Source organism: Pseudomonas sp. GD03858, from assembly GCF_029840925.1.
Taxonomy (GTDB): domain Bacteria; phylum Pseudomonadota; class Gammaproteobacteria; order Pseudomonadales; family Pseudomonadaceae; genus Aquipseudomonas.
The window spans coordinates 52,832-72,915 of record NZ_JAOCDM010000014.1 but is presented as its reverse complement, the minus strand read 5'-3'; the positions used below and the strand labels follow the sequence as shown (position 1 = coordinate 72,915).

Below are 20,084 nucleotides of genomic sequence, written 5' to 3'. Positions count from 1 at the left end.
GAGCGGGCTTGCCCCGCGATAGGGCCGCCGCAGCCGATCACAGGCGGAAATGCCCCACCATGCCCTTCAAATCATGGCCCAGCTGCGCCAGTTCGATACTTGAGCGGGCATTGTCCTGCATCGCCAACGCCGCCTGGTCGGCGCTGCCACGGATCTGCGTAACGCTGCGGCTGATCTCCTCGGCCACCGAACTCTGCTGCTCGGCCGCCGCGGCGATCTGCTGGTTCATCTGCTGGATCAGCGACACCGCCGCGGCAATGCTGCCCAAGGCGCTCTCGGTCTGCAGCGCGTCGGCCACCGCCAGGCGCACCAGCTCGGTGCTGCCGCGAATCTGCGCCACCGACTGCTGAGCGTTGCCACGCAGGCTGGCGACCAGGCGCTCGATTTCTTCGGTGGACTGCCGGGTACGCCGGGCCAGCGCGCGCACCTCGTCGGCCACCACGGCGAAGCCACGGCCCTGCTCGCCGGCCCGAGCCGCCTCGATGGCCGCGTTGAGCGCCAGCAGGTTGGTTTGCTCGGCCACGCTCTTGATCACCTCCAGCACATCACCGATGGTATGGATCTCGCTACTGAGGCTGTCGATACCACTGCTGGCGGTCTCGGCGGCCGCCGCCAACTGCTCGATGCGCTGCATGCCCTGGCGCACCACCTGCTGTCCCGACTCGACCTTGTCGTCGGCATCCTGAGCCGCCTGGGCCGCCTGCTCGGCATTGCGCGCCACGTCGTGAACGGTCGCGGTCATCTGCTGCATGGCGGTCGCCACCTGTTCGGTCTCGTCCTTCTGGCTGCCGACTTCGCGGTTGGTCTGCTCGGTGACCGCCGATAAAGCCTGAGCGCTGCCAGCCAGCTGATCGATGCCCTGCTGCAAGCCGCTGACGATGCCGGACAAGCCTTCGGCCATGTGCTGCATGGCCTGCAGCAGCTGGCCGACTTCGTCGGCACGCGGCGGTTCGGCCTCGATGCCCAGCTCGCCTGCGGCAATGCGCCGGGCACGGCTGATCACGCGCTTGAGCGGCGCGACCACGGCTCGGGTGATCAACCAGGCAGCCAGCACGCCCACCAGCAACGCCAGGGCCGTGGCCGCGGCGATGGCCATGGTGTTGCCCGTCAGTTCCGTCTGCATGGCCTGTTCCTGGACGGCATAAGCCTGGTCGACGCGTGCCGTGACCTGCTCGGCGCGGTCCTGCAACTGGCGCTTGATGCCCTGCTCCTGCCCCAGCAGGTCGGTATATTCGTTGAGCTTCTCGGAGAAACTGGCGATATGCCCAGCCACCTCGCCCAGCACGCTCTGGTATCCGGCATCGGCCACGGCGGACTTGAGCTGCTCCACCAGCGTCGCCGCTTCCTGCGTCTGGGCAATGCGCCCCTGGGCAATGGCTTCGTCGCCCTTGCGGCTTTGCTCCAGGCGTACCCTGGCCTCGTCCATGGCCTGCAGCATCAGCCGCGCGACCTGCGCCACCTGCGCGGCCTGCTCGAGAAACTCGCCGCCCTGCTGGCCCTGGGATTGCCTGAGGGTGTAGGTGCCGTCGTCGGCCAGGCCAGCCTGCAGCACGTCAAGGTTGTTGGCGACGCTGGACACCGACCAGCTGGCCATGTCCAGCGCCAGTTCCTTGGCCTGCACCGCCTGGACGAACTGATCGAAGGCTTGCCCATAGGCGCCAAGATCGGCCTCGGCCGCCGCCATCGCCGGGACCTCGCGAATACGCTCGGCCAGCCCCTGCAAACCACTGCGCAGCGCATCGGCTTGCTTGACGTCCGAGCGCAGGGCGAACGCCTGCTCGTGCTGGCGCAGCCGCGCCAGGTCGGTGTTGAACTGGGTCATCTGGCGCAGCCCGTCGAAACGCTGACCGATGCCGTTCAAGGCGTACACGCCAATGGCCGCCACCACCAGGGTCAGCAGCAGCACCAGGGCGAACCCCAGCCCCAGCTTGCGCGCCATGCCCAGATTGGCCAGTACACCGTGCTTGGTCACCGCCATCACCGATCCCCCGCCGTCGTCGATCCGGCAAGAGTGACAATGACCCGTACGCCGTCACAAGAGCCCGCCAGGCAAATGGTGTCATTTGGCTATGAACGTGTCGTTTTCAGACCGCCGAGGGTCGCCCTGCGTGGGCGAAGAACGCCTGCGCGCGGGAATCCTGCCCGTAAGCGACATTGATGCGCAGCCAGTCGCAAGCCCGTCCCTGGGGGTCGAACGCACTGCCAGGCGTGAGCAGCACGTCATGCTCCAGCGCCAGCCGCTCCAGCTCGGCAAAGCCGCGCCCCGGCACCCGCGCCCAGACGAACATGCCGCCGAAAGGCTCGCAGAACACCTCCCAACCGCACGCCTCCAACTGCCGGAGCACCTTGGCCATGTGCTGGCCGAGGCGAACTCTCAAGCGCTGCACGCTCTTGCGGTAGCTGCCATTGGCGAGCATCTGCCCGATCACCTGCTCGGCAAAGCGCGAAGTACCGATACCGCTGACCATCTTCAACTCGGCCAGGCGCGCCACCAAGGCCGGCTCCGCCACCAGGTAGCCGACCCGCAGCGAACTGCTGAGGGTCTTGGAAAAGCTCCCCATGTAGATCACCCGCTGCTCGCTGTCGAGGGTCGCCAACCGGGTGGCCGGGCCATCCTGGAAATCCGCGTAGAGGTCGTCCTCGACGATCCGCAGGTCATGCTCGCGGGCCAGCTCCAGCAGGCGGTAGGCGACCTTGGGCGTCAGGCTGGTGCCGGTCGGGTTCTGGTACAGACTGTTGATGAACAGGCAGCGCGGACGATGCTCGGCCAGCAACCGTTCGCACGCCATCAGGTCCGGACCGTGGTCGGTGCGCGGCACTTCCAGCATTTGCACACCGTGCTGGCGCAGCAGGTTGTAAAGGTTGTAGTAGCCGGGGCGCTCCACCAGCACCTTGTCACCCGGGGACAGCAGCGTGCGCACCAGCAGGTCGAGGGCATGACTGGCGCCCTGGGTGGTGAGAATCCGCTCGGGCTCGGCGGCAATATCCAGTCGGGCCAGGCCCTTGTGCAGTTGCAGGCGCAGACTGGCCAGGCCCTGGGGCGGGCAGTAGTCGAACAGGGCCTCGGGCGCGCCACGGCTGACCTGGCGAATGGCCTGGGCCAGCTCGGCCTCGGCGCGCCAGGTCACCGGCAACCAGCCACAGCCGAGCTTGAGCAACTCGTCGTGCCCCTCGCGAAACTGCCGCCAGCTGCCGTCGATCCCCTCGCCCCACGGCGTGCCGACATCCGGCTGCAGGCCGCGCTTGCGTTCAGCGACGAAAAAGCCGGCGCCATGTCGCGCTTCCAGCCAACCGCTGGCCACCAGCCGATCGTAGGCTTCGATCACGCACGACGCGCTCACCGCCTGATCCCGTGCCAGGGCGCGGATCGACGGCAAGCGCGCGCCGGGACGCAGGCGCTGCTGTTCGATCCAGGCTTGTAACTGGCAGGTCAGTTGCTCGACCAAAGGCGAGGCGTGGTGGCGATCCAGAGTGAATTGCATGGCAAGTGTTCGCTGATTTCAGGCGAACAGTTAAGCACAAATGCCGCGATAGTGTGTCTTGGCGAGACCGCCCCCGGCGAACGATGCTGCGCGAAACCGACCCGATGGATAGCTTCGATGCCGACTCGTCACGCGCCAGCGCTGCTGGCTTTCGCCCTGTGCCTGATCACCCTGGCGGTGAACCTCCAGGCCCCGCTGTACATCACCTATGCCGACCTGTCCGGACGCGGCGCCGCAGCCACGGCAGTGGCCTTCTCCGGCTATGTGCTCGGCGTGCTGCCGGTGCTGCTGGCCCTTGGCGGACTGGCCGACCGGGTCGGACGACGCCCGCTGATCATCGCCGCCCTGCTCCTGTCGATGGTCGCCACGCTGCTCATGCTGCTGGCGCCAAGCCTCGAGATGCTGGGCGTGGCGCGGCTGTTCCTGGGGCTGGGCACGGGCCTGGCCTCGGCCACCGCCACGGCCTACATGAGCGAGCTGATGGCGCCTGAGGATGGCGGTCGCGCCGCGACCTGGGTCACCGCCAGCACATCGCTCGGTTTCGGCCTGGGCGCGGCGCTGACCAGCCTGTTCCTGTTGCGCGGACCGACCTTGACACCCGCGAGCTTCCATCTGCAACTGGCCCTGGCCGCCCTTGCCCTGTTGCTGGCCTGGCGCCTGCCCGACCCACGCCCGGCCCAGCGCAGCGCCATGCTGCGCTTGCCCTTCTACCCGACAGGCAGCCTGGCCTACGGCCTGGCGATCCTGCTGGCCTGGGCCTGCGTGGGACTGGTCATCGCCCTGCTGCCGGGGATCCTGCGCCAGCACGGCCTTAGCGCCTGGTCTGGGTTTTCGACCTTCTGCGTGATCAGCTGCGGCTTGCTGTTCCAGCCTCTGGCACGGCGCATGGCCAGTACCCAGGCGACCTTGCTGGGCCTGCTGATACTGCCGTGCAGCTACGGGCTGCTGGCCTGGGGGGCCGACAGCGGCAATCTGCCAGGCGTGCTGCTGGGCGCTGTCGCCGCCAGCAGCGCCTGCTATGGCTTCATCTACCTGGGCGGGCTGGCGGCGGTCAACCAGTTGGCCGGCCAGGAGAAAACCCGGGCCAGTGCCGGGTTCTTCCTGCTTGCCTACCTGGGGTTCAGCCTGCCGGTGATCTTCACCGGGCTGCTCAGCGACCAGCTCGGATCGCGCACGGCGCTGGAAGCGTTCGGCGGCGCCCTGCTGGCGGGCTGTGCCGTGGTGGCGCTGATGCTGTGGCTATCCGCGCGGGCCTCTTCGCGGGTGAACCCGCTCCCACAGAGGCAGAATTAGCCGCTCAGATCGCCAGCGCCCCGCCATCGACGGTCAGGCTGTGCCCGGTGGTGAACGCCGCGCCGTCGCTGCACAGGTAGAGCACGGCGCTGGCGATCTCCTCGACCTTGCCGATGCGCCCGACCGGGTGCATCGCCGCGGCGAACTCGGCCTTGCGTGGGTCGGCCTCGTAGGCGCGGCGGAACATGTCGGTGTCGATCACCGCCGGGCACACCGCGTTGACCCGAATCCCCTTCTTCGCGTACTCGATGGCCGCCGACTTGGTCAGGCCGATCACCGCATGCTTGGAGGCGGCGTAGATGCTCATCTTCGGCGCCGCCGACAGACCAGCCACCGAGGCGGTGTTGACGATGGCGCCACCGCCCTGGGCCAGCAGCAGTGGCAACTGGTACTTCATGCACAGCCACACACCTTTGACGTTGACCCCCATGATCGCGTCGAACTCCGCTTCGCTGCCTTCGGCCAGGCGGCCCTTCTCGATCTCGATGCCGGCGTTGTTGAAGGCGTAGTCGAGCCGGCCATAGGCCTCGATGACCTGCTCATGCAGTTGGCGCACATCGCTGTCGCGGGTGACGTCACAGGCGACGAACAGCGCCTCGCCACCGGCCTGTCGAATCAGCGCCACGGTGGCTTCGCCTGCGCTCGCATCCCGGTCGGCCACCACCACCTTGAGCCCCTCGGCGGCAAACGCCTGCGCCGTCGCCCGACCGATACCCGCCGCACCGCCGGTGACCAGGGCGACCTGGCCGGAGAAAGTCATGCTCATCACTGGCTCCTGCAAAAAGGATGGAAAGTCCGCGCTGAGTCTAGTCAGCGCGCCGTCGGGCTGGGCAGCATCATCAGGGACGCGGTTGGACTATTATCGTTCGCGGTGATCTTGCGTGACGTCGCCCATCCAGCAGGTCGATCATCGTGCCCCTTGCCTCTCTCCAGGAGAATCCGCCATGAGCTACACCAATCGCCGCTTCCTGCTCAGCAAACGCCCGGTCGGCGCCGTGCGCCGCGACGACTTCACCTACGAGCAGGTGCCCGCCAGCGAGCCGGGCGCAGGCCAGGTGCTGGTGAAGAACCTCTACCTCTCCCTGGATCCGGCCATGCGCGGCTGGATGAACGAAGGCAAGTCCTATATCCCGCCCGTGGGCCTGGGCCAGGTCATGCGTGCCCTGGGCGTCGGCGAGGTGGTCAGTTCCAATCACCCGGACTACAAGCCCGGCGACCATGTCAGCGGCGCCTTGGGCGTGCAGGACTACTTCACCGGCGAACCCCAGGGCCTGCACAAGATCGACCCCAGGCTCGCCCCCCTGCCCCGCTACCTTTCGGCCCTGGGCATGACCGGCATGACCGCCTACTTCGCCCTGCTCGACGTCGGCCAGCCCAAGGCCGGTGACACCGTGGTGATCTCCGGCGCCGCCGGCGCGGTCGGCAGCATTGCCGGGCAGATCGCCAAGATCAAAGGCTGCCGCGTGGTCGGCATCGCCGGTGGCGCGCAGAAGTGCCAGTACCTGCGCGATGAGCTGGGCTTCGACGGCGTCATCGACTACAAGGCCGAAGAGGTGCTGGCAGGCCTCAAGCGCGAGTGCCCCAATGGCGTGGACGTGTACTTCGACAACGTCGGCGGCGATATCCTCGACGCCGTGCTGTCGCGCCTGAACTTCAAGGCCCGGGTGGTGATCTGCGGCGCCATCAGCCAGTACAACAACAAGGAGGCGGTCAAAGGACCGGCCAACTACCTGTCGCTGCTGGTCAACCGTGCGCGCATGGAAGGCTTCGTGGTGATGGACTACGTCAAGGAGTACGGCAAGGCCGCGCAGGAAATGGCCGGCTGGCTGGCCAGCGGCAAGGTGAAGAGCAAGGAAGATGTGGTGGACGGGCTGGAAACCTTCCCCGAAACGCTGCTCAAGCTGTTCAGCGGCGAGAATTTCGGCAAGCTGGTGCTGAAGGTCTGAGATCAGCAGCCAGGCGCTTTGTGGGAGCGGGCTTGCCCCGCGATGGCGATTGCCTGAGCTGACGCCATCGCGGGGCAAGCCCGCTCCCACGATCGCTGATTCAACCGCGGATTTCAGCCACCACGGCAGCCAGCGCCTGGGCCGGATCTGCCGCCTGGCTGATCGGACGCCCGATCACCAGGTAATCGGAACCGGCATCCAACGCCTGACGCGGGGTGAGGATACGGCGTTGGTCATCCTGGGCACTGCCCGCCGGGCGAATCCCCGGGGTCACCAGTTGCAGCGCCGGATGCGCCGCCTTGAGCGCCGGCGCCTCCAGCGCCGAGCACACCAGGCCGTCCATGCCAGCCTTCTGCGCCAGCGCCGCCAGGCGCAGCACCTGCTCCTGCGGATCGACATCCAGGCCGATATCGGCCAGGTCCTCGCGCTCCATGCTGGTCAGCACGGTCACGCCGATCAGCAACGGCTGCGGGCCGCTGCGCTTGGCCAGCTCTTCGCGGCACGCCGACATCATGCGCAGGCCACCGGAGCAGTGCACGTTGACCATCCATACGCCCATCTCGGCCGCGGCCTTGACCGCCATGGCGGTGGTGTTGGGGATATCGTGGAACTTGAGGTCGAGGAATACTTCGAAGCCCTTGCTGCAGAGCGTCTCGACGATGCCCGAAGCGCTGCTGGTGAACAGCTCCTTGCCGACCTTCACCCGGCACAGCGCCGGATCGAGCTGGTCAGCCAGCTTCAGGGCGGCATCACGGGTGGGGAAATCCAGGGCGACGATCAGGGGCGTCTGGCAGGCGGACATGGGCAGGGTCTCTTGGCAAGTCGTGAACGGCGCGCATTGTAAACGAAGTGGCCAGGGGTTTGGGGGCCACGGGTCATGCAAATTGGCCCGGCCACTGGCGGCGTCTATAATTGAACCTACGTAGACGCAGACCACTCGAACCCTCTGCAAACGATGCTCTCAGGACGACGACAGGAGATACCCTATGCCTTGGTATGCGTGGCTGATACTCATCATAGCCCTAGGCTCGATCGTCGCCGGCCTGATGTTGCTGCGCGACACCGCGAAAAAACTGCCATTGACCGAGGAGCAGTTGAAGAAGGTGCACGAGCGAAACGCCGAAGCGGACGCCAAGGATGCACAGGATCGCTGAAGGCGGGCTTGACCATCGAACCGGTCGGCGCAATGCCGACCGGCGCGGCAACTGACTACTCCACGACCAGCCTGTCCCTGTTGCGCTCCAGCAGCGCATTGCCGATGCCTTTGATTTCCAGCAGTTCATCTACCGACTGGAAAGACCCATGAGCCTCGCGGTAGGCGACGATGGCTTCAGCCTTGGCCTTGCCGATGCCGTTGAGATTCTGCTGCAGCGTGAGGGCGTCCGCGCTATTGAGATCAGTCTTGACCTGCGACCCAGCAACACCCTCGACCTGGTGAGTGACGCTGAGCGCCGCTGACGCGGCCTGGTTGGCTGGCGCGGCATTGAGCGTGAGCGGCAGGACCGCGAACAACGGCAGCAACAGCCAGGACATAACGATATTAGGCATTTTCAACACTCCTTGAAGTTGCGAATCAAATGCAGCTTTCCTCTAGCTGCAGGTCAACCCTAGTCGCTGATCACGCCCGGAAGAAGATAGGCACATCGGAAAAACGTTACCGAATTGAACAGCGCCAAAAACCTTTCCAGACAGGCGCAGTATTCGGACGCGCCGCACCGAATAGGCCTACCAGGCCCGCGCCAATCATCCGCTGGCCCCCTATGCGGTGGCGGCACTCGCAACCATCGAGTTCGCCACTTTCCAACCCAGGTTTCAGCCACTGGAAACATGAATTACCTGGCAGGCCATTTGGAACAGACAACTCAAGCTACTTAACAAGTTGCTCCGCCCAACTATCAATTGTCGGCAACGAGCGAAGCCCAAGGGATTTTTCCTTCACACGCGGCCAGGTTGCGGCTCCACCGTGCGGCACAGGATAATGCGCGCGCGGATTTTCCATCGAAGTGAGTTGGAGCTCATATGTTCACCCCCGTCATTCTGGCTGGTGGCAGCGGCACCCGGTTATGGCCGCTGTCCCGCCAAAATTACCCCAAACAGTTTCTCGCCCTGGATGGCGAGGGCATGGGCACGATGTTCCAGCGCACACTTGCACGCCTTGATGGCCTGGAACATTCGCCTGCCCTGGTGGTGAGCAACGAGGAGTATCGCTTCGTCGTGGCCGAGCAACTGCGCCAGGCACGGCGCGACAGCCGCAGGATCATTCTCGAGCCGATGGCGCGCAATACCGCGCCAGCCATTGCGCTCGCAGCGCTGCAGGCGCAGCGCGATGCGCAGCAGGCGCAGCGCGATGCGCAGGATCCCATACTCCTGGTGCTGGCGGCCGACCACTACATCGAGGATCAGGCCGCCTTTCAGCGCGCCATCGAAGTCGCCCTGCCGCACGCCAGCCTGGGCCGGCTGGTGACATTCGGCATCAAGCCGGTGCGCGCGGAAACGGGTTTCGGCTATATCCAGTACGGCGAGACCTACATCGAAGGCGGCTACCCACTGCTGGCCTTTCGCGAGAAACCTTCGCAGGACGTGGCCGAGGCCTATGTCGCCAGTGGTCGCCACCTGTGGAACAGCGGCATGTTCATGTTCCGTGCCTCGCGCCTGCTCGACGAACTGCAACGCCTGCGGCCCGACATTCTCGATTGCTGCCGCAACGCCTTGCTCCACGCTCAGGAGGACAACTACTTCCTGCATGTGCAGGCCGAACAGTTCGCCTGCTGCCCGGCGCAGTCGATCGACCACGCAGTGATGGAACATGTCGACGATGCGCTGGTTGTGCCACTGGATGCAGGCTGGAGCGACCTGGGTAGCTGGGCGTCGATCTGGGAAGCCAGGCCACGCGACGCCGCCGACAACGCCATCGAAGGCGACGTGCTGGCGTTCGCCACCCGCAACAGCCTGATCCAGTCGCACCACCGCCTGGTGACGACGGTCGGCGTGGAGGATCTGGTCGTGATCGAGACCAAGGATGCCGTGCTGGTGGCGCGCAAGGAGGATAGCCAACAGGTCGGCGAGGTCGTCAGGCAGTTGCAGGCCAACCAGCGCAACGAGTATGCCAGCCACTCACTGGTCAACCGCCCCTGGGGCTACTACGACACCATCGACTGCGGCGAGCGCTATCAGGTCAAACGCATCACCGTCGAGCCCGGCGAAAGCCTTTCCCTGCAACTGCACTACCACCGCGCCGAGCATTGGGTGGTCGTCAGCGGCACAGCCAGGGTCGTCTGCAATGACGTCGAGATGATCCTCACCGAGAACCAGTCGACCTACATTCCGCTGGGGGCCAGGCACTCCCTCTCCAACCCGGGCAAAGTACCGCTCGAACTGATCGAAGTGCAGTCCGGGGCGTACCTTGGCGAGGACGATATCGTACGGTTCGAGGATAAATACCAACGAATTTTCAGAAATTTCTCACAGCAAACCGCTCATCAATCCGATTGAACTAATCAGTCATATTGTTGTAGCAATCGCTGGACGAAATGCCATCATTCGAATAGGATGCGCGCTTTAAAATTCAGCGGGGCAGGGTTGTGAGCTGGTTGCAAGGACGCAGAAGTATCTGGCCGATCGTGCAGATATCGTTGGAGCGCGCCCGCCTCGGGCTCAAGTCAGAGTCCACCAGAACCCGCCTGGGTTTTGCCTGGTGGATACTCGAGCCCCTTCTCCTGCTCAGCATCTACTACGTCGTGTTCGGCCACCTGCTGCAAATTCGGGTGGAGAACTTCGCCGTCTTCCTGATCATCGGCGTCACGTTCTGGACCTGGTTCAACAAGAGCGTGATGAACTGCGTCGACTCCATCTACGAGAAAAAGCACATTCTCGAACACTGTCGAATCGACCCTCTGATCTTTCCGTTGACATCGATATTCAAGGATCTGGTCAAGGAAGCGCTGGTCGTCGCCTTGCTCCTGCTGCTCCTGTGCCTGATCGGCGTCACGCCAAGCTGGTCCTGGCTCTACGTACCGCTGATTGCCATGGTGCAACTGGTGCTCACGGCGGCAGTGGGCGTCTTTGTCGCCGGGCTCATTCCCTTCATGCCCGACCTGCGCATCATCATCGCCACCAGCCTGCAGTTCCTGATGTTCGCCTCCGGCGTGTTCTACGACAAAGCCAACATTCCGGCTGAGTTCGGCTGGCTGCTCGACTTCAACCCGCTCGCCGCCCTGATTTCCATGTATCGCGACGCCTTGATGCATGGCCGCGCACCGCTGCCAGGCGACCTGCTGGCACTGCTGGGCGGGGCCGTGCTGCTGTTCGCGCTCGCCACGCTATTCCTGTCACGAAACAAGAACGCCTACGCCATGGCACTGAGCAAATGAGCACCCACGCCGCCCTGACGGCTGAATCCGTATCGCTGACGTTCCGCAATGGCCTGCGCCTGCTGTCGCGCAGCTCGACCACCGTGCTTCATGACCTGTCCTTCGCCATCGCCAAGGGCGAGACGTTTGGCGTGGTCGGCAGCAACGGAGCCGGCAAGAGCACGCTGCTCAAGGTCCTCGCCGGCATCTACCAGCCGACGCGCGGACGCCTGGTGCAGTCGGTCCCCAACGTATCGCTGCTGAATCTGCAGCTGGGCTTCGACGAGAACCTCGATGCCCGGGACAACATCGTCCTCAGTGGCATGTTGATGGGCATGAGCCGCAAGCGCATGCATGAGTTGAGTGACGCGATCCTCGACTACGCCGAACTGCATGCCAGCGCGCAGGTACCGGTGCGCAGCTACTCCACCGGCATGAAGGCGCGCCTGGGCTTTGCCATCTCCATGCACTCGCGCCCGGACGTGATCCTGCTGGACGAGGTGCTCAGTGTCGGCGACGGCCATTTCCGCGACAAGGCCGAGGCCACCATGCGAGACATGATGACGGGCAACCAGACGGTCGTGTTCGTTTCGCACGATTCGCCACGCATCAGGGAGCTGTGCACTCGAGTGTGCTGGCTCAAGGACGGACGGGTGCAGATGATCGGCCCGGCCAGTGACGTCGTAGACGCGTACGACGAGTACCTCGTACGCCAGTGAAGGAGTAGCAGATGCTTAATATTGTCGTTCCCATGGCCGGCGCTGGAAGCCGTTTCGCCAAAGCAGGCTACGCCGACCCGAAACCGCTGATCCCAGTACATTCGGTGCCGATGATCAAGGTGGTCATCGACAACCTGACGCCTGCCTGCGAGCACCGTTTCATCTTCATCTGCCAGGCTGCCCATGTACAAGCCTACGGCCTGAAGGAGAAGCTCGAAAGCTGGGCGCCGGGCTGCGCCATCGTCGAGCTGGACGGCCTCACCGAAGGCGCCGCCTGCACCGTCTATGCGGCCAAGGAACTGATCGACAGCAACGACCCGGTGATGATCGCCAACAGCGACCAGTACGTCGATGTCGACATCAATGACTACCTGCACGCCATGCAGGCGCAGGACGCCGACGGCCTGATCATGACCATGAAGGCAGACGACCCCAAGTGGTCCTTCGTCGGCTTTGCCGAAAATGGTCTCATCAACCGTGTGGTCGAGAAGGAAGTGATTTCCGACGAAGCCACTGTCGGCATCTACAACTTCCGCAGCGGCCGCCAGCTGATCGCAGCCATCGAATCGATGTTCGAGAAAGAGCTGCGCGTCAATGGCGAGTTCTACGTCGCGCCCGCCTACAACGAAATGATCGAGGACCAGGCCCGGGTCATTCACTACAACATCGGTTCCGAGGCCGCAGGCATGTACGGCCTGGGCATCCCGGCGGACCTGAACCTGTTCCTCGAGCTGCCGCTCAGCCAAAAAGCCTGCGCAGGACGCTGAGCCATCATGCAGATCATCAGTCACCGCGGCTACTGGCTGGAAAAGCCCGAGCGCAACCTGAAGGTGGCCTTCCAGCGCTCGTTCGACCTTGGGTTCGGCACCGAAACCGACGTACGTGACGTGGCTGGGCGCCTGGTCATTTCGCACGACATGCCCGATGGCAGTGAAATGTCCCTGGACGAGCTGCTGACCATCATGGCCGGGCGCAACCTGCCACTGGCCATGAACATCAAGGCCGACGGTCTTTGCGCCCCGCTCAAGGCCGCCTTCGAAGCCCACGGTCACAGCAACTGGTTCGTCTTCGACATGGCCGTGCCGGACATGCGCGCCTACCTGGCCAGTGGTGTGCGCACCTACACCCGTCAGAGCGACGTCGAACCCGTGCCGGCCTGGCTGGACGAGGCCGACGGCGTGTGGCTCGACAGTTTCGCCGCCGAGTGGTACTCGCCGGCTCAGCTCGCCGACCTTCTGGGCCTGGGCAAACAGGTCTGCGTCGTGTCCTCGGAGCTGCATGGCCGCGATCACCTGCCGCTGTGGCGACTGCTCGAAGCCTTCCAGGGCTCAGCCAATCTCACGCTGTGCACCGACCTACCTGAAACCGCTCATTCTTACTTCAAGGGACTGACATCATGATCAAAGCCGTTATCTTCGACATGGACGGTGTGCTGATCGAGGCGAAGGACTGGCACTACGAAGCGCTGAACAAGGCACTCAACCTGTTCGGCCATACCATCAGCCGCCACGAGCACCTGACCACCTACGACGGCCTGCCGACCTCGCGCAAGCTGGATATGCTCAGCGTCGAACGCGACCTGCCAGTCGAACTGCATGCCTTCATCAACGAGATGAAGCAGATGTACACGATGGAAATCGTCTACGCGCAGTGCAAGCCGACCTTCGTCCACCAGCGCGCCCTGTCGTCGCTCAAAAGCCAGGGCTACAAGCTGGCGGTAGCCTCCAACTCGATCCGCAACACGGTCGAAGTGATGATGGAGAAATCCCGCCTGGACCAGTATCTGGACCTGAAGCTGTCCAACGAGGACGTGGTCAACGCCAAGCCGGCGCCGGATATCTACACCAAGGCCATCGAGTCGTTCGGACTGCTGCCTGAAGAGTGCCTGATCGTGGAAGACAACGAGAACGGCATTCGCGCCGCCCGTGCTTCCGGTGCCCACGTCCTGGTGGTGCAGGATGTCGAGGATGTGAACCTGGACAACATCACCAGCCGCATCCAGGAAATCAATGCCCAAGCCACTCAGCAGGAGAGCCTACTGTGCGCAAGCTGAACATCATCCTGCTCGCCGCCCGTGAAACCAACTCCGTGGCAGTGGAAAGCAGCTACCCGGCCTACCTGGCCGAACGCGACGGCCTGCCGCTGATCGAGCACCTGGTCGAGAGCTGCCTGAAGCTGGAGCCTGCCAGCATCACCTGCATGCTGCCCAAGGCGGACGTTTCCAAGTTCCACCTGCGCAACATGCTGCACCAGATGAGCCCGATCGCCTCGGTGCTGCCGGTTCACGCCCTGACCATGGGCGCGGCTTGCACGGCGCTGCTGGCGGCGCAAAGCATCGACAACGACGACGAGCTGCTGATCCTCAGCTGCAACGAACTGCTCGATGCCTCGCTCGAGGACATCGTCGCCCGTTTCCGCGGCGAAGAATGCGACGCCGGCGTGGTGGTTTTCAAATCGCTGCACCCGCGTTACTCGTTCGTGCGCAAGAACAGCGATGGCTGCGTGGTCGAGGCCGCCGAGAAGAACCCGATCAGCAACCACGCCGTCGCCGGCCTGTACTGGTTCGCCAAGGGCAGCGTGTTCGTCGAGGCGGTGAAAGAGATGATCCGCAAGGACGCCAAGGTCAACGATGCCTACTACATCGCGCCTTCGCTCAACGAACTGGTGCTGCTGCACAAGAAGATCGGCACCTTCCGTGTGGACCCTAGCCAGTACCACCCGCTCAAGAACTCTCACCAGCTCCATGCGTTCGAGAATGTAGGCCCACGATGAACTCCGCGAATCTGAAAGACATGGTCAAGGGCTGGTTCGTCGGTGGTTTCACCCCTACCGCCTTCAGTACCCAGGCCTGTGAAGTCGCCGTCAAACCTTACGTCGCGGGCGACGCCGAGGCCGCCCACTACCACAAGATCGCCACCGAGGTGACACTGATCCTGTCCGGTGAAGTCGAGATGTGCGGCAAGACCTGGGGCGCCGGCGAGATCGTGGTGCTCGAGCCTGGCGACATCACCGCCTTCAAGGCCCTGAGCGACGCCGTGACCGTCGTGGTCAAGGTGCCAGGCGCCCTGAATGACAAGTACGTCGTAGAAGAATGAAGACGATTCAGTTCCAGCATGACCCGAAACTGGGCTACCTGCCGGCGAAGAACCTGCGCCCGATTCCGGCGGACCTGAGCCTGCCTGAAGGTGGCCAGACCCTGTTCTCCTTCCGCCGCTTCAAGCAGGCCGAACCGGCTGTCACCCTCAAGGGCATGCATGCGGCCAAGCGACCGCTGGATATCTACGGCGCTGGCTCGTACTGCTTCTACGGCGTACAGAGCGATTCGCAGCTGAGCCCGCTGTTGCTGTGGGATGCCGTGCACTTTCTCGAAGTGGGCCAGAGCCTGACGCTGATCGAGGACGCTCCGTTCGACAGCTACCTGGACCGTGACTACTTCAGCGCCGCGCTGACCTGCGTGGAGCGCGGCGCCAACCGCGTGACCTATCGCAAGACCGGCTTGCTGCCGGCCCAAGGCGATGACGACCTGGACAGCTGGACCTTCGGCATCCCGGTCGGTCCCGAGGACGCCACGGTGCTCAATGCCGTGGTCGAGCGCATTCTCGAGCTGGACATCCCGCACAAGGAGATTCTGCTCTGCGGCACGCCCGGCAAGAACTTCCGCTACTTCGAGCAGGTGCGCATCGTCGGCGAGGACATCACCGCGCCGCCTGTGCAGATCTGCAAGAAGAAGAACCGCCTCGCCGACGAAGCGCGCTACAACAACCTGGTCATTCTCCACGACCGGGTGTTCCTGCCCGCGCACTTCGGTGAAATGGTTCGCCGCTTCGGGCCGCGCTATCCGCTGATGACGCTGCAGAGCATGTTCTTCGACAACGTGCGCAACTTCGGGCCGCGTCGCTATTCGGACTACGCCATGGCCATGGGCTCGATCGCCGAAGGCATGAAAGGCCTGCACCGCCGCGAAGATGCGGTGGTCAGCATCGCCTCGGCATTGTTCGCCGAAGTCGAGCGCACCGGTTTCTGCTTCGCAAGCCCCATGCGCTACACCAAGGATGCCAGCTACCCGACCGGCAGCCTGTATGTGTGCCGCAAGGAAGTGTGGCAAGCCTTCCCGCTGGACGAGTCGCTGCTATGGGCCGAGTTCGAGGATATCGAGCACGGCATTCGCGCCTCCAAGGGCGGCGTGCCGACCCGGGTCAACCCCCACGGCATCACCCAGACGGTCACATCCCGCGCCCTGCTCGGCACCGAAGCACCGGTCGAGTCGCGTAACGGCCGCTACAAGAGCATTGGCCCGGCGCAGTTCTCGCCACTGCGCAAGAAGCCGCTGATTCGCATGTCCGCGGAGGACGCACTGATCCGTCTGCAGCGATTCGCCGACAAGTACGTCAAGTCCGACCTGGCACCGCACATCCCGACCGGCCTGAAGAGCATCAGCTCGCGCGCCTGGCTGAAGCTGGTCAATAGCGTGGTGCAAAGCTGCAGCTTCGGCAACGACCTGGAGTCGGTCACGACCTTCATTCGCGATTTCGAGAAGTGGGTATTGCTGGATCAGTTGCCCAATACCGTGGTCGAGTCGATCGCGCTGCAGTTCCTCGCCGATCCGGTCGCGGCGAAGCGCAACCTGGTCTATGGCAGCACAGAGTTCCGTAACATGGTGCGCCAACGTCCGATCCAGAGCTGGTTCTACAAGGACCTGGGCGAGTACTTCCATCCTCGGGCACTGGCGTTGCCGGGCATCGTGCTGTCCGCCTTCAAGCTGTATCGCAACAATGGCGGGATCTTCTACTTCACCAGCTTCCGGGAATGCGTGCGGGCGATCTACAACTCCACCCCTTTCCATCGCTATGTGGCGCGCCAAAAATGAATATTTTCCTGATTTCCCAGGAGGCGGTCCGTGGCCAGCAAGCACAGGTGGCCACCTACCTGTCGCAGGTGCGCCTGCAACCCTCGCTGCTGACCTCGGTGATCGTGATCGATGAGTGCAAGTGGACCACGCCCGAGGCTAGCGCCGCGCCGGCGCTGCGCCAGTTCATGCTGGACGACTTCCTGCATGAAAAGGGCAGCGTCAACAACGGCGCGTTCGTCGCCGACGCCAACGTGATCGGGGAAAAGCTGAGCGCGGCCTCCGAGTCGTGGCTGATCGTCGACTTCGGTCTGCACGAATATCAAATCGCCATGGACTTCATCCGCAAGATGGCAACCTTCACGTTCCTGTTCAAGGACTTGCGCGAGAAGAACATCATCCTGCTGATGCCGCGTCCCTACCTGGGCTTCATGGGGCGTCACGTCAATGGTGCGTTCAACAGCACATCGACTGGCTCCGACAAGGCCTCCGACGCCGATCGCTACCAGATGTTCCTGCTCTCGACGCTGATGGAGAAGCTGTACCTCAGTGGCCCGATCATCGCCTGGCCGGTGTCCAAGGTACGGCAGCTGACGCGCTTCTTCTACGAGCGGATCGTCCGCGTGAGAGCTTGATCGGATGAAGCGCAGAACGTTCGTTGCCGGGCTGTGCGTGCTCACCAGCGGCGTGCTGGGCTACAGACTCGGCCAAAGTTCGCGGGAAGAGCCACTCGATTTCCAGGCGTTGCTGCAAGGCAATCCGGATGTGAAGTTCCATCACATGCCGCCCGAGCTGCTGATCAAGCTGTATTCGCGCAATCTCGCGGAGCAGGACCGCCAGGCGATCCTGCAGCACCTGATCCATCACAACCGCTCCTTGTTCGTGGCCGAGCCCTACGCCCGTAGCCTCGGCACACCCGGCTTCTACAGAGTCATAGGCTGATGTTTGTTGAAACACTGATTATCGGCAATGGCTTTGCCGGACGCTCGGTCGCCCATGGCCTGAAGGGGCCTTGCCTGATCGTCGAGCGCGGCGAGAAGTTCAATATCTTCGAGCGTCGCGCACGCTTCAACGCCATGGAAAAGGCGGATCGACACGATGCGCTGATTCGCCGCTCCTATGAGTCGAAACACGCGTTCAACGTGCCCGAGGAGCTGCCGCCCGACTGCGCTTCGGACTATATCCTGGTCGATGGCGGCTGCTCCAATCACTGGGGCGGCCTGAGCTTTCGCCTGTCCCAGGCAATGTTCGAGCAGAAGGTCGAAGACTTCCGCTGGCCGTTCGACTTCCAGACGATGCAGCCCTACTACCGTGAAGCCGAGCAGCTGCTGCGCATCAGCGCCGATCCGCGCGACCCGGACGAGCGCAATCCGCTCACCGAGATCAAGGGCACCGAGCGCTGGCACGAAGCGCTCTCGCCCTTCTTCCCGCAGGCCTACATCGGCGCGCAGGCACACAACCTGTCCATGGAGCCGGTCGAAGGTCAAGGCCTGTGCATGGGCGCAGGTGACTGCGAGCTGTGTCCGATGGACGCCAAGACCCGATCGCTGCACATCCGCGCCCAGGCCCGCGTGCTCAACGAAGTCCTGGTCGAACGCCTGCGTTTCGAAGGCGGCAAGGCCGTCGAGGCGATCTGCCATACCCCGAAGGGACCACTGAGCATCCGCTTCGATCGCGTGATCATCGCCGCGCACGGTGTCGAGTCGCTGAAACTGCTGTGGAAAAGCGACCTGCCCGCCGAAGTGCCACAGGCATTCATGGGCCGCTACTGCCAGGACCATGCCGTCGCCGAGCTGGCGTGCCGCCTGCCGCAGGCGAAGATTCCGTTCTTCCAGGTCAATACCGCCGCGCAAGTGGTGATCCCGGAGCTCAGTGGCGAACTCGACGGCATCGAGTACACCACCCTGGGCCTCATGACCCCGGGCAACGACGCCGCCCTGGCCGGTTCGCTGGATCTGGACAAGCTCAACGACTGGGCCATTCGCGAATCGCTGGAGGACCTGGCCGGCACCCTGAGCCTGTACATCCTGCTCGAAATCCCGCCGCAGTGGGATGTCTCGCTGTTCTACGAAGGCGGTGGCGTGCGCATGGATAGCGACGGCTATCACGGCAACAAGCACCGCTACGACGCCGTGATCGAAGCGATCTACACGAAGATGGAAACCCTCGGTGCAATTCCTGTGCGCGCCGCGGAGCAGTTGCATTATCGCGACGCGTTCGGCACCCACCACCTGGTTGGCATGCTGAACATGAGCGCCGGCGACAATGCCGTGGTCGGCGCGGACTTCCGCCTCAAAGGCAGCGACAACGTCTACATCGCAGGCTCTTCGCTGTTCCCGCGCTGCGGCTCGCGCAACCCGACAGTCACCGTGGTCGCCCTGGCCCGGATGCTGGCAGACCAGCTGAACGACCACGCATGAGCATCGCGTGCAGCAGGCTTTCGGTGGTCATCCAGGGTCCCCTGACAGAGGGCGGCCAGGCTATCGCCGAACGTGCCGTTCAAAGTGTGCGCCAATACCTGCCAGGTGCGCAGATCATCCTGTCGACCACCGACGATTGCGCCCAATTGCCGCTGGAGGGCGTGCAGTGCGTGACCGAGCGCGCAGCCAGGCACTTCGACGATGCCAACGGCAACATCAACAACGTCAACAAGCTCGTGGCCACCGTGAGCAATGGCCTGAGCCTGGCCGAGCGCGAGTACACCCTGAAGCTGCGCAGCGATCACGTGCTGTGCAGCGACGCCGTGCTGGCCTTGATGGGCAACGAGCAGCCCGCGCAATTGCTTGAAGCCAAGCTGGGTGTGTCGAACCTGTTCCTGCGCAATCCGGCACGGCTGTGCTACCTGTTCCACCTGAGCGACACCGTGCAGTTCGGCCGCACCGAAGATCTGCGCAAGCTCTGGAACACCGGCCCACTGACGGCCGACTTCCTGTACCTGGCAAATGGGCCGCGAATCAATCCGCTTGGCACATTCCAGGGCTACACCGAATTTCGCCTGCTGCCCGAACAGGCCATCTTGCTGCGCTTCGTCCAGGCATGCGGCCTGAAGCTGGATCTCGAGCATATCTCGCACACCCGCTTCGACCTGTTCTGCGCCTGGGAAGACCTGCTGCTGGACAACTTCGACGTTCACGACTGGCAGCACCTCGGCATCGTCCCGCCCGCCCGTTTCCTCAGCGCCCCTTATGCGCCTGGGTCAATCATGACCACCGATGAGCTGCGCGTGATGCGCGCACGACGCGGCAAGGCGCACAGGGTGCGGCGCTACCTGCACGTGCTGCTCAACAAATACGCGTTTTGCTGGTTGCGCCGTCGCTGGCTGGTCTCGGTGGCGTCGCTGCTGCTGTTTTCGTTCTCACCGAACCTCGCCCTTGCGGCACGCGACGCCTACCGTCGCCTGACGGGCGCGCAACGCTCCTGAACCCAGGCGTGCCAAGACTTCCCCACCA

Annotated in this window: 21 protein-coding genes; 16 read left to right on the top strand and 5 right to left on the bottom strand. The window is 63.8% G+C overall.

Going from position 1 to position 20,084, the window contains the following annotated elements:
- Positions 1-37 precede the first annotated feature (37 nt).
- Complete coding sequence (locus tag N5D48_RS06535) at positions 38-1,978, bottom strand: methyl-accepting chemotaxis protein (RefSeq protein WP_279882393.1); 1,941 nt, start codon at positions 1,976-1,978, stop codon at positions 38-40.
- Between the two features lie 106 nt (positions 1,979-2,084).
- Entirely contained in the window at positions 2,085-3,482 is a 1,398-nt protein-coding gene (locus tag N5D48_RS06530) for a PLP-dependent aminotransferase family protein (RefSeq protein WP_279882391.1), read from the bottom strand.
- A 117-nt stretch (positions 3,483-3,599) separates the two neighbouring features.
- Between N5D48_RS06530 and N5D48_RS06525 the strand changes: the two genes are divergently transcribed.
- Positions 3,600-4,775: an MFS transporter gene (locus tag N5D48_RS06525; protein ID WP_279882389.1), complete on the top strand. Its 1,176-nt coding sequence runs from the start codon at positions 3,600-3,602 to the stop codon at positions 4,773-4,775.
- Positions 4,776-4,779: 4 nt separating this feature from the next.
- Here the strand turns inward: N5D48_RS06525 and N5D48_RS06520 are convergent, their stop codons facing one another.
- On the bottom strand, positions 4,780-5,541 hold the full coding sequence (locus N5D48_RS06520) for an SDR family oxidoreductase (protein WP_279882387.1): 762 nt from the start codon (positions 5,539-5,541) through the stop codon (positions 4,780-4,782).
- 178 nt (positions 5,542-5,719) lie between these two features.
- Between N5D48_RS06520 and N5D48_RS06515 the strand changes: the two genes are divergently transcribed.
- Positions 5,720-6,721 (top strand): NADP-dependent oxidoreductase, encoded by a 1,002-nt coding sequence (locus N5D48_RS06515; RefSeq protein WP_279882385.1) that lies wholly within the window; start codon positions 5,720-5,722, stop codon positions 6,719-6,721.
- Between the two features lie 100 nt (positions 6,722-6,821).
- Here N5D48_RS06515 and pyrF read toward each other — a convergent pair whose 3' ends face one another.
- Complete coding sequence (gene pyrF, locus N5D48_RS06510; RefSeq protein WP_279882383.1) at positions 6,822-7,523, bottom strand: orotidine-5'-phosphate decarboxylase; 702 nt, start codon at positions 7,521-7,523, stop codon at positions 6,822-6,824.
- A gap of 184 nt (positions 7,524-7,707) precedes the next feature.
- Between pyrF and N5D48_RS06505 the strand changes: the two genes are divergently transcribed.
- Positions 7,708-7,875: a DUF2897 family protein gene (locus N5D48_RS06505; RefSeq protein ID WP_279882381.1), complete on the top strand. Its 168-nt coding sequence runs from the start codon at positions 7,708-7,710 to the stop codon at positions 7,873-7,875.
- Between the two features lie 55 nt (positions 7,876-7,930).
- Here N5D48_RS06505 and N5D48_RS06500 read toward each other — a convergent pair whose 3' ends face one another.
- A complete protein-coding gene (locus N5D48_RS06500) occupies positions 7,931-8,269 on the bottom strand; it encodes a helix-hairpin-helix domain-containing protein (RefSeq protein WP_279882379.1) in 339 nt (112 codons plus the stop codon).
- A gap of 471 nt (positions 8,270-8,740) precedes the next feature.
- Between N5D48_RS06500 and N5D48_RS06495 the strand changes: the two genes are divergently transcribed.
- The 13 genes from N5D48_RS06495 to N5D48_RS06435 all read left to right on the top strand — a co-directional run bounded on the left by N5D48_RS06495 (position 8,741) and on the right by N5D48_RS06435 (position 20,056).
- The gene (locus N5D48_RS06495; protein WP_279882377.1) at positions 8,741-10,213 is read left to right on the top strand and encodes a mannose-1-phosphate guanylyltransferase/mannose-6-phosphate isomerase; all 1,473 of its coding nucleotides are present in this window, start codon (positions 8,741-8,743) and stop codon (positions 10,211-10,213) included.
- An 89-nt stretch (positions 10,214-10,302) separates the two neighbouring features.
- Entirely contained in the window at positions 10,303-11,091 is a 789-nt protein-coding gene (locus tag N5D48_RS06490; protein WP_279882375.1) for an ABC transporter permease, read from the top strand.
- Positions 11,088-11,789: an ATP-binding cassette domain-containing protein gene (locus N5D48_RS06485; RefSeq protein ID WP_279882373.1), complete on the top strand. Its 702-nt coding sequence runs from the start codon at positions 11,088-11,090 to the stop codon at positions 11,787-11,789. The genes N5D48_RS06490 and N5D48_RS06485 overlap by 4 nt, the downstream gene beginning before the upstream one ends.
- Before the next feature lie 11 nt (positions 11,790-11,800).
- On the top strand, positions 11,801-12,556 hold the full coding sequence (locus N5D48_RS06480; RefSeq protein WP_279882371.1) for a glycosyltransferase family 2 protein: 756 nt from the start codon (positions 11,801-11,803) through the stop codon (positions 12,554-12,556).
- Positions 12,557-12,562: 6 nt separating this feature from the next.
- A complete protein-coding gene (locus N5D48_RS06475) occupies positions 12,563-13,189 on the top strand; it encodes a phosphodiesterase (RefSeq protein WP_279882369.1) in 627 nt (208 codons plus the stop codon).
- On the top strand, positions 13,186-13,842 hold the full coding sequence (locus tag N5D48_RS06470) for an HAD family phosphatase (protein WP_279882367.1): 657 nt from the start codon (positions 13,186-13,188) through the stop codon (positions 13,840-13,842). The genes N5D48_RS06475 and N5D48_RS06470 overlap by 4 nt, the downstream gene beginning before the upstream one ends.
- Positions 13,830-14,561 carry a glycosyltransferase family 2 protein gene (locus N5D48_RS06465; RefSeq protein WP_279882365.1) on the top strand — a complete coding sequence of 244 codons (732 nt, stop codon included), beginning with the start codon at positions 13,830-13,832 and terminating at the stop codon, positions 14,559-14,561. Before N5D48_RS06470 ends, N5D48_RS06465 begins: the two co-directional genes overlap by 13 nt.
- On the top strand, positions 14,558-14,884 hold the full coding sequence (locus tag N5D48_RS06460; RefSeq protein WP_161752555.1) for a hypothetical protein: 327 nt from the start codon (positions 14,558-14,560) through the stop codon (positions 14,882-14,884). The genes N5D48_RS06465 and N5D48_RS06460 overlap by 4 nt, the downstream gene beginning before the upstream one ends.
- Positions 14,881-16,656 carry a hypothetical protein gene (locus N5D48_RS06455; RefSeq protein ID WP_279882361.1) on the top strand — a complete coding sequence of 592 codons (1,776 nt, stop codon included), beginning with the start codon at positions 14,881-14,883 and terminating at the stop codon, positions 16,654-16,656. The genes N5D48_RS06460 and N5D48_RS06455 overlap by 4 nt, the downstream gene beginning before the upstream one ends.
- Positions 16,653-17,270 (top strand): hypothetical protein, encoded by a 618-nt coding sequence (locus N5D48_RS06450; RefSeq protein ID WP_279882359.1) that lies wholly within the window; start codon positions 16,653-16,655, stop codon positions 17,268-17,270. Before N5D48_RS06455 ends, N5D48_RS06450 begins: the two co-directional genes overlap by 4 nt.
- Positions 17,271-17,274: 4 nt before the next feature.
- A complete protein-coding gene (locus N5D48_RS06445) occupies positions 17,275-17,577 on the top strand; it encodes a hypothetical protein (RefSeq protein WP_279882358.1) in 303 nt (100 codons plus the stop codon).
- A complete protein-coding gene (locus N5D48_RS06440) occupies positions 17,577-19,055 on the top strand; it encodes a GMC oxidoreductase (protein ID WP_279882356.1) in 1,479 nt (492 codons plus the stop codon). Before N5D48_RS06445 ends, N5D48_RS06440 begins: the two co-directional genes overlap by 1 nt.
- Entirely contained in the window at positions 19,052-20,056 is a 1,005-nt protein-coding gene (locus N5D48_RS06435; protein WP_279882354.1) for a WavE lipopolysaccharide synthesis family protein, read from the top strand. The genes N5D48_RS06440 and N5D48_RS06435 overlap by 4 nt, the downstream gene beginning before the upstream one ends.
- Positions 20,057-20,084 lie beyond the last annotated feature (28 nt).

What these genes read in the sequence shown, in the direction of transcription:
- N5D48_RS06535 (WP_279882393.1), bottom strand. Translation starts at nt 1,978, where the DNA reads ATGGCGGTGACCAAGCACGGTGTACTGGCCAATCTGGGCATGGCGCGC.
- N5D48_RS06530 (WP_279882391.1), bottom strand. Translation starts at nt 3,482, where the DNA reads ATGCAATTCACTCTGGATCGCCACCACGCCTCGCCTTTGGTCGAGCAA.
- N5D48_RS06525 (WP_279882389.1), top strand. Translation starts at nt 3,600, where the DNA reads ATGCCGACTCGTCACGCGCCAGCGCTGCTGGCTTTCGCCCTGTGCCTG.
- N5D48_RS06520 (WP_279882387.1), bottom strand. Translation starts at nt 5,541, where the DNA reads ATGAGCATGACTTTCTCCGGCCAGGTCGCCCTGGTCACCGGCGGTGCG.
- N5D48_RS06515 (WP_279882385.1), top strand. Translation starts at nt 5,720, where the DNA reads ATGAGCTACACCAATCGCCGCTTCCTGCTCAGCAAACGCCCGGTCGGC.
- pyrF (WP_279882383.1), bottom strand. Translation starts at nt 7,523, where the DNA reads ATGTCCGCCTGCCAGACGCCCCTGATCGTCGCCCTGGATTTCCCCACC.
- N5D48_RS06505 (WP_279882381.1), top strand. Translation starts at nt 7,708, where the DNA reads ATGCCTTGGTATGCGTGGCTGATACTCATCATAGCCCTAGGCTCGATC.
- N5D48_RS06500 (WP_279882379.1), bottom strand. Translation starts at nt 8,269, where the DNA reads ATGCCTAATATCGTTATGTCCTGGCTGTTGCTGCCGTTGTTCGCGGTC.
- N5D48_RS06495 (WP_279882377.1), top strand. Translation starts at nt 8,741, where the DNA reads ATGTTCACCCCCGTCATTCTGGCTGGTGGCAGCGGCACCCGGTTATGG.
- N5D48_RS06485 (WP_279882373.1), top strand. Translation starts at nt 11,088, where the DNA reads ATGAGCACCCACGCCGCCCTGACGGCTGAATCCGTATCGCTGACGTTC.
- N5D48_RS06480 (WP_279882371.1), top strand. Translation starts at nt 11,801, where the DNA reads ATGCTTAATATTGTCGTTCCCATGGCCGGCGCTGGAAGCCGTTTCGCC.
- N5D48_RS06475 (WP_279882369.1), top strand. Translation starts at nt 12,563, where the DNA reads ATGCAGATCATCAGTCACCGCGGCTACTGGCTGGAAAAGCCCGAGCGC.
- N5D48_RS06470 (WP_279882367.1), top strand. Translation starts at nt 13,186, where the DNA reads ATGATCAAAGCCGTTATCTTCGACATGGACGGTGTGCTGATCGAGGCG.
- N5D48_RS06460 (WP_161752555.1), top strand. Translation starts at nt 14,558, where the DNA reads ATGAACTCCGCGAATCTGAAAGACATGGTCAAGGGCTGGTTCGTCGGT.
- N5D48_RS06455 (WP_279882361.1), top strand. Translation starts at nt 14,881, where the DNA reads ATGAAGACGATTCAGTTCCAGCATGACCCGAAACTGGGCTACCTGCCG.
- N5D48_RS06450 (WP_279882359.1), top strand. Translation starts at nt 16,653, where the DNA reads ATGAATATTTTCCTGATTTCCCAGGAGGCGGTCCGTGGCCAGCAAGCA.
- N5D48_RS06445 (WP_279882358.1), top strand. Translation starts at nt 17,275, where the DNA reads ATGAAGCGCAGAACGTTCGTTGCCGGGCTGTGCGTGCTCACCAGCGGC.
- N5D48_RS06440 (WP_279882356.1), top strand. Translation starts at nt 17,577, where the DNA reads ATGTTTGTTGAAACACTGATTATCGGCAATGGCTTTGCCGGACGCTCG.
- N5D48_RS06435 (WP_279882354.1), top strand. Translation starts at nt 19,052, where the DNA reads ATGAGCATCGCGTGCAGCAGGCTTTCGGTGGTCATCCAGGGTCCCCTG.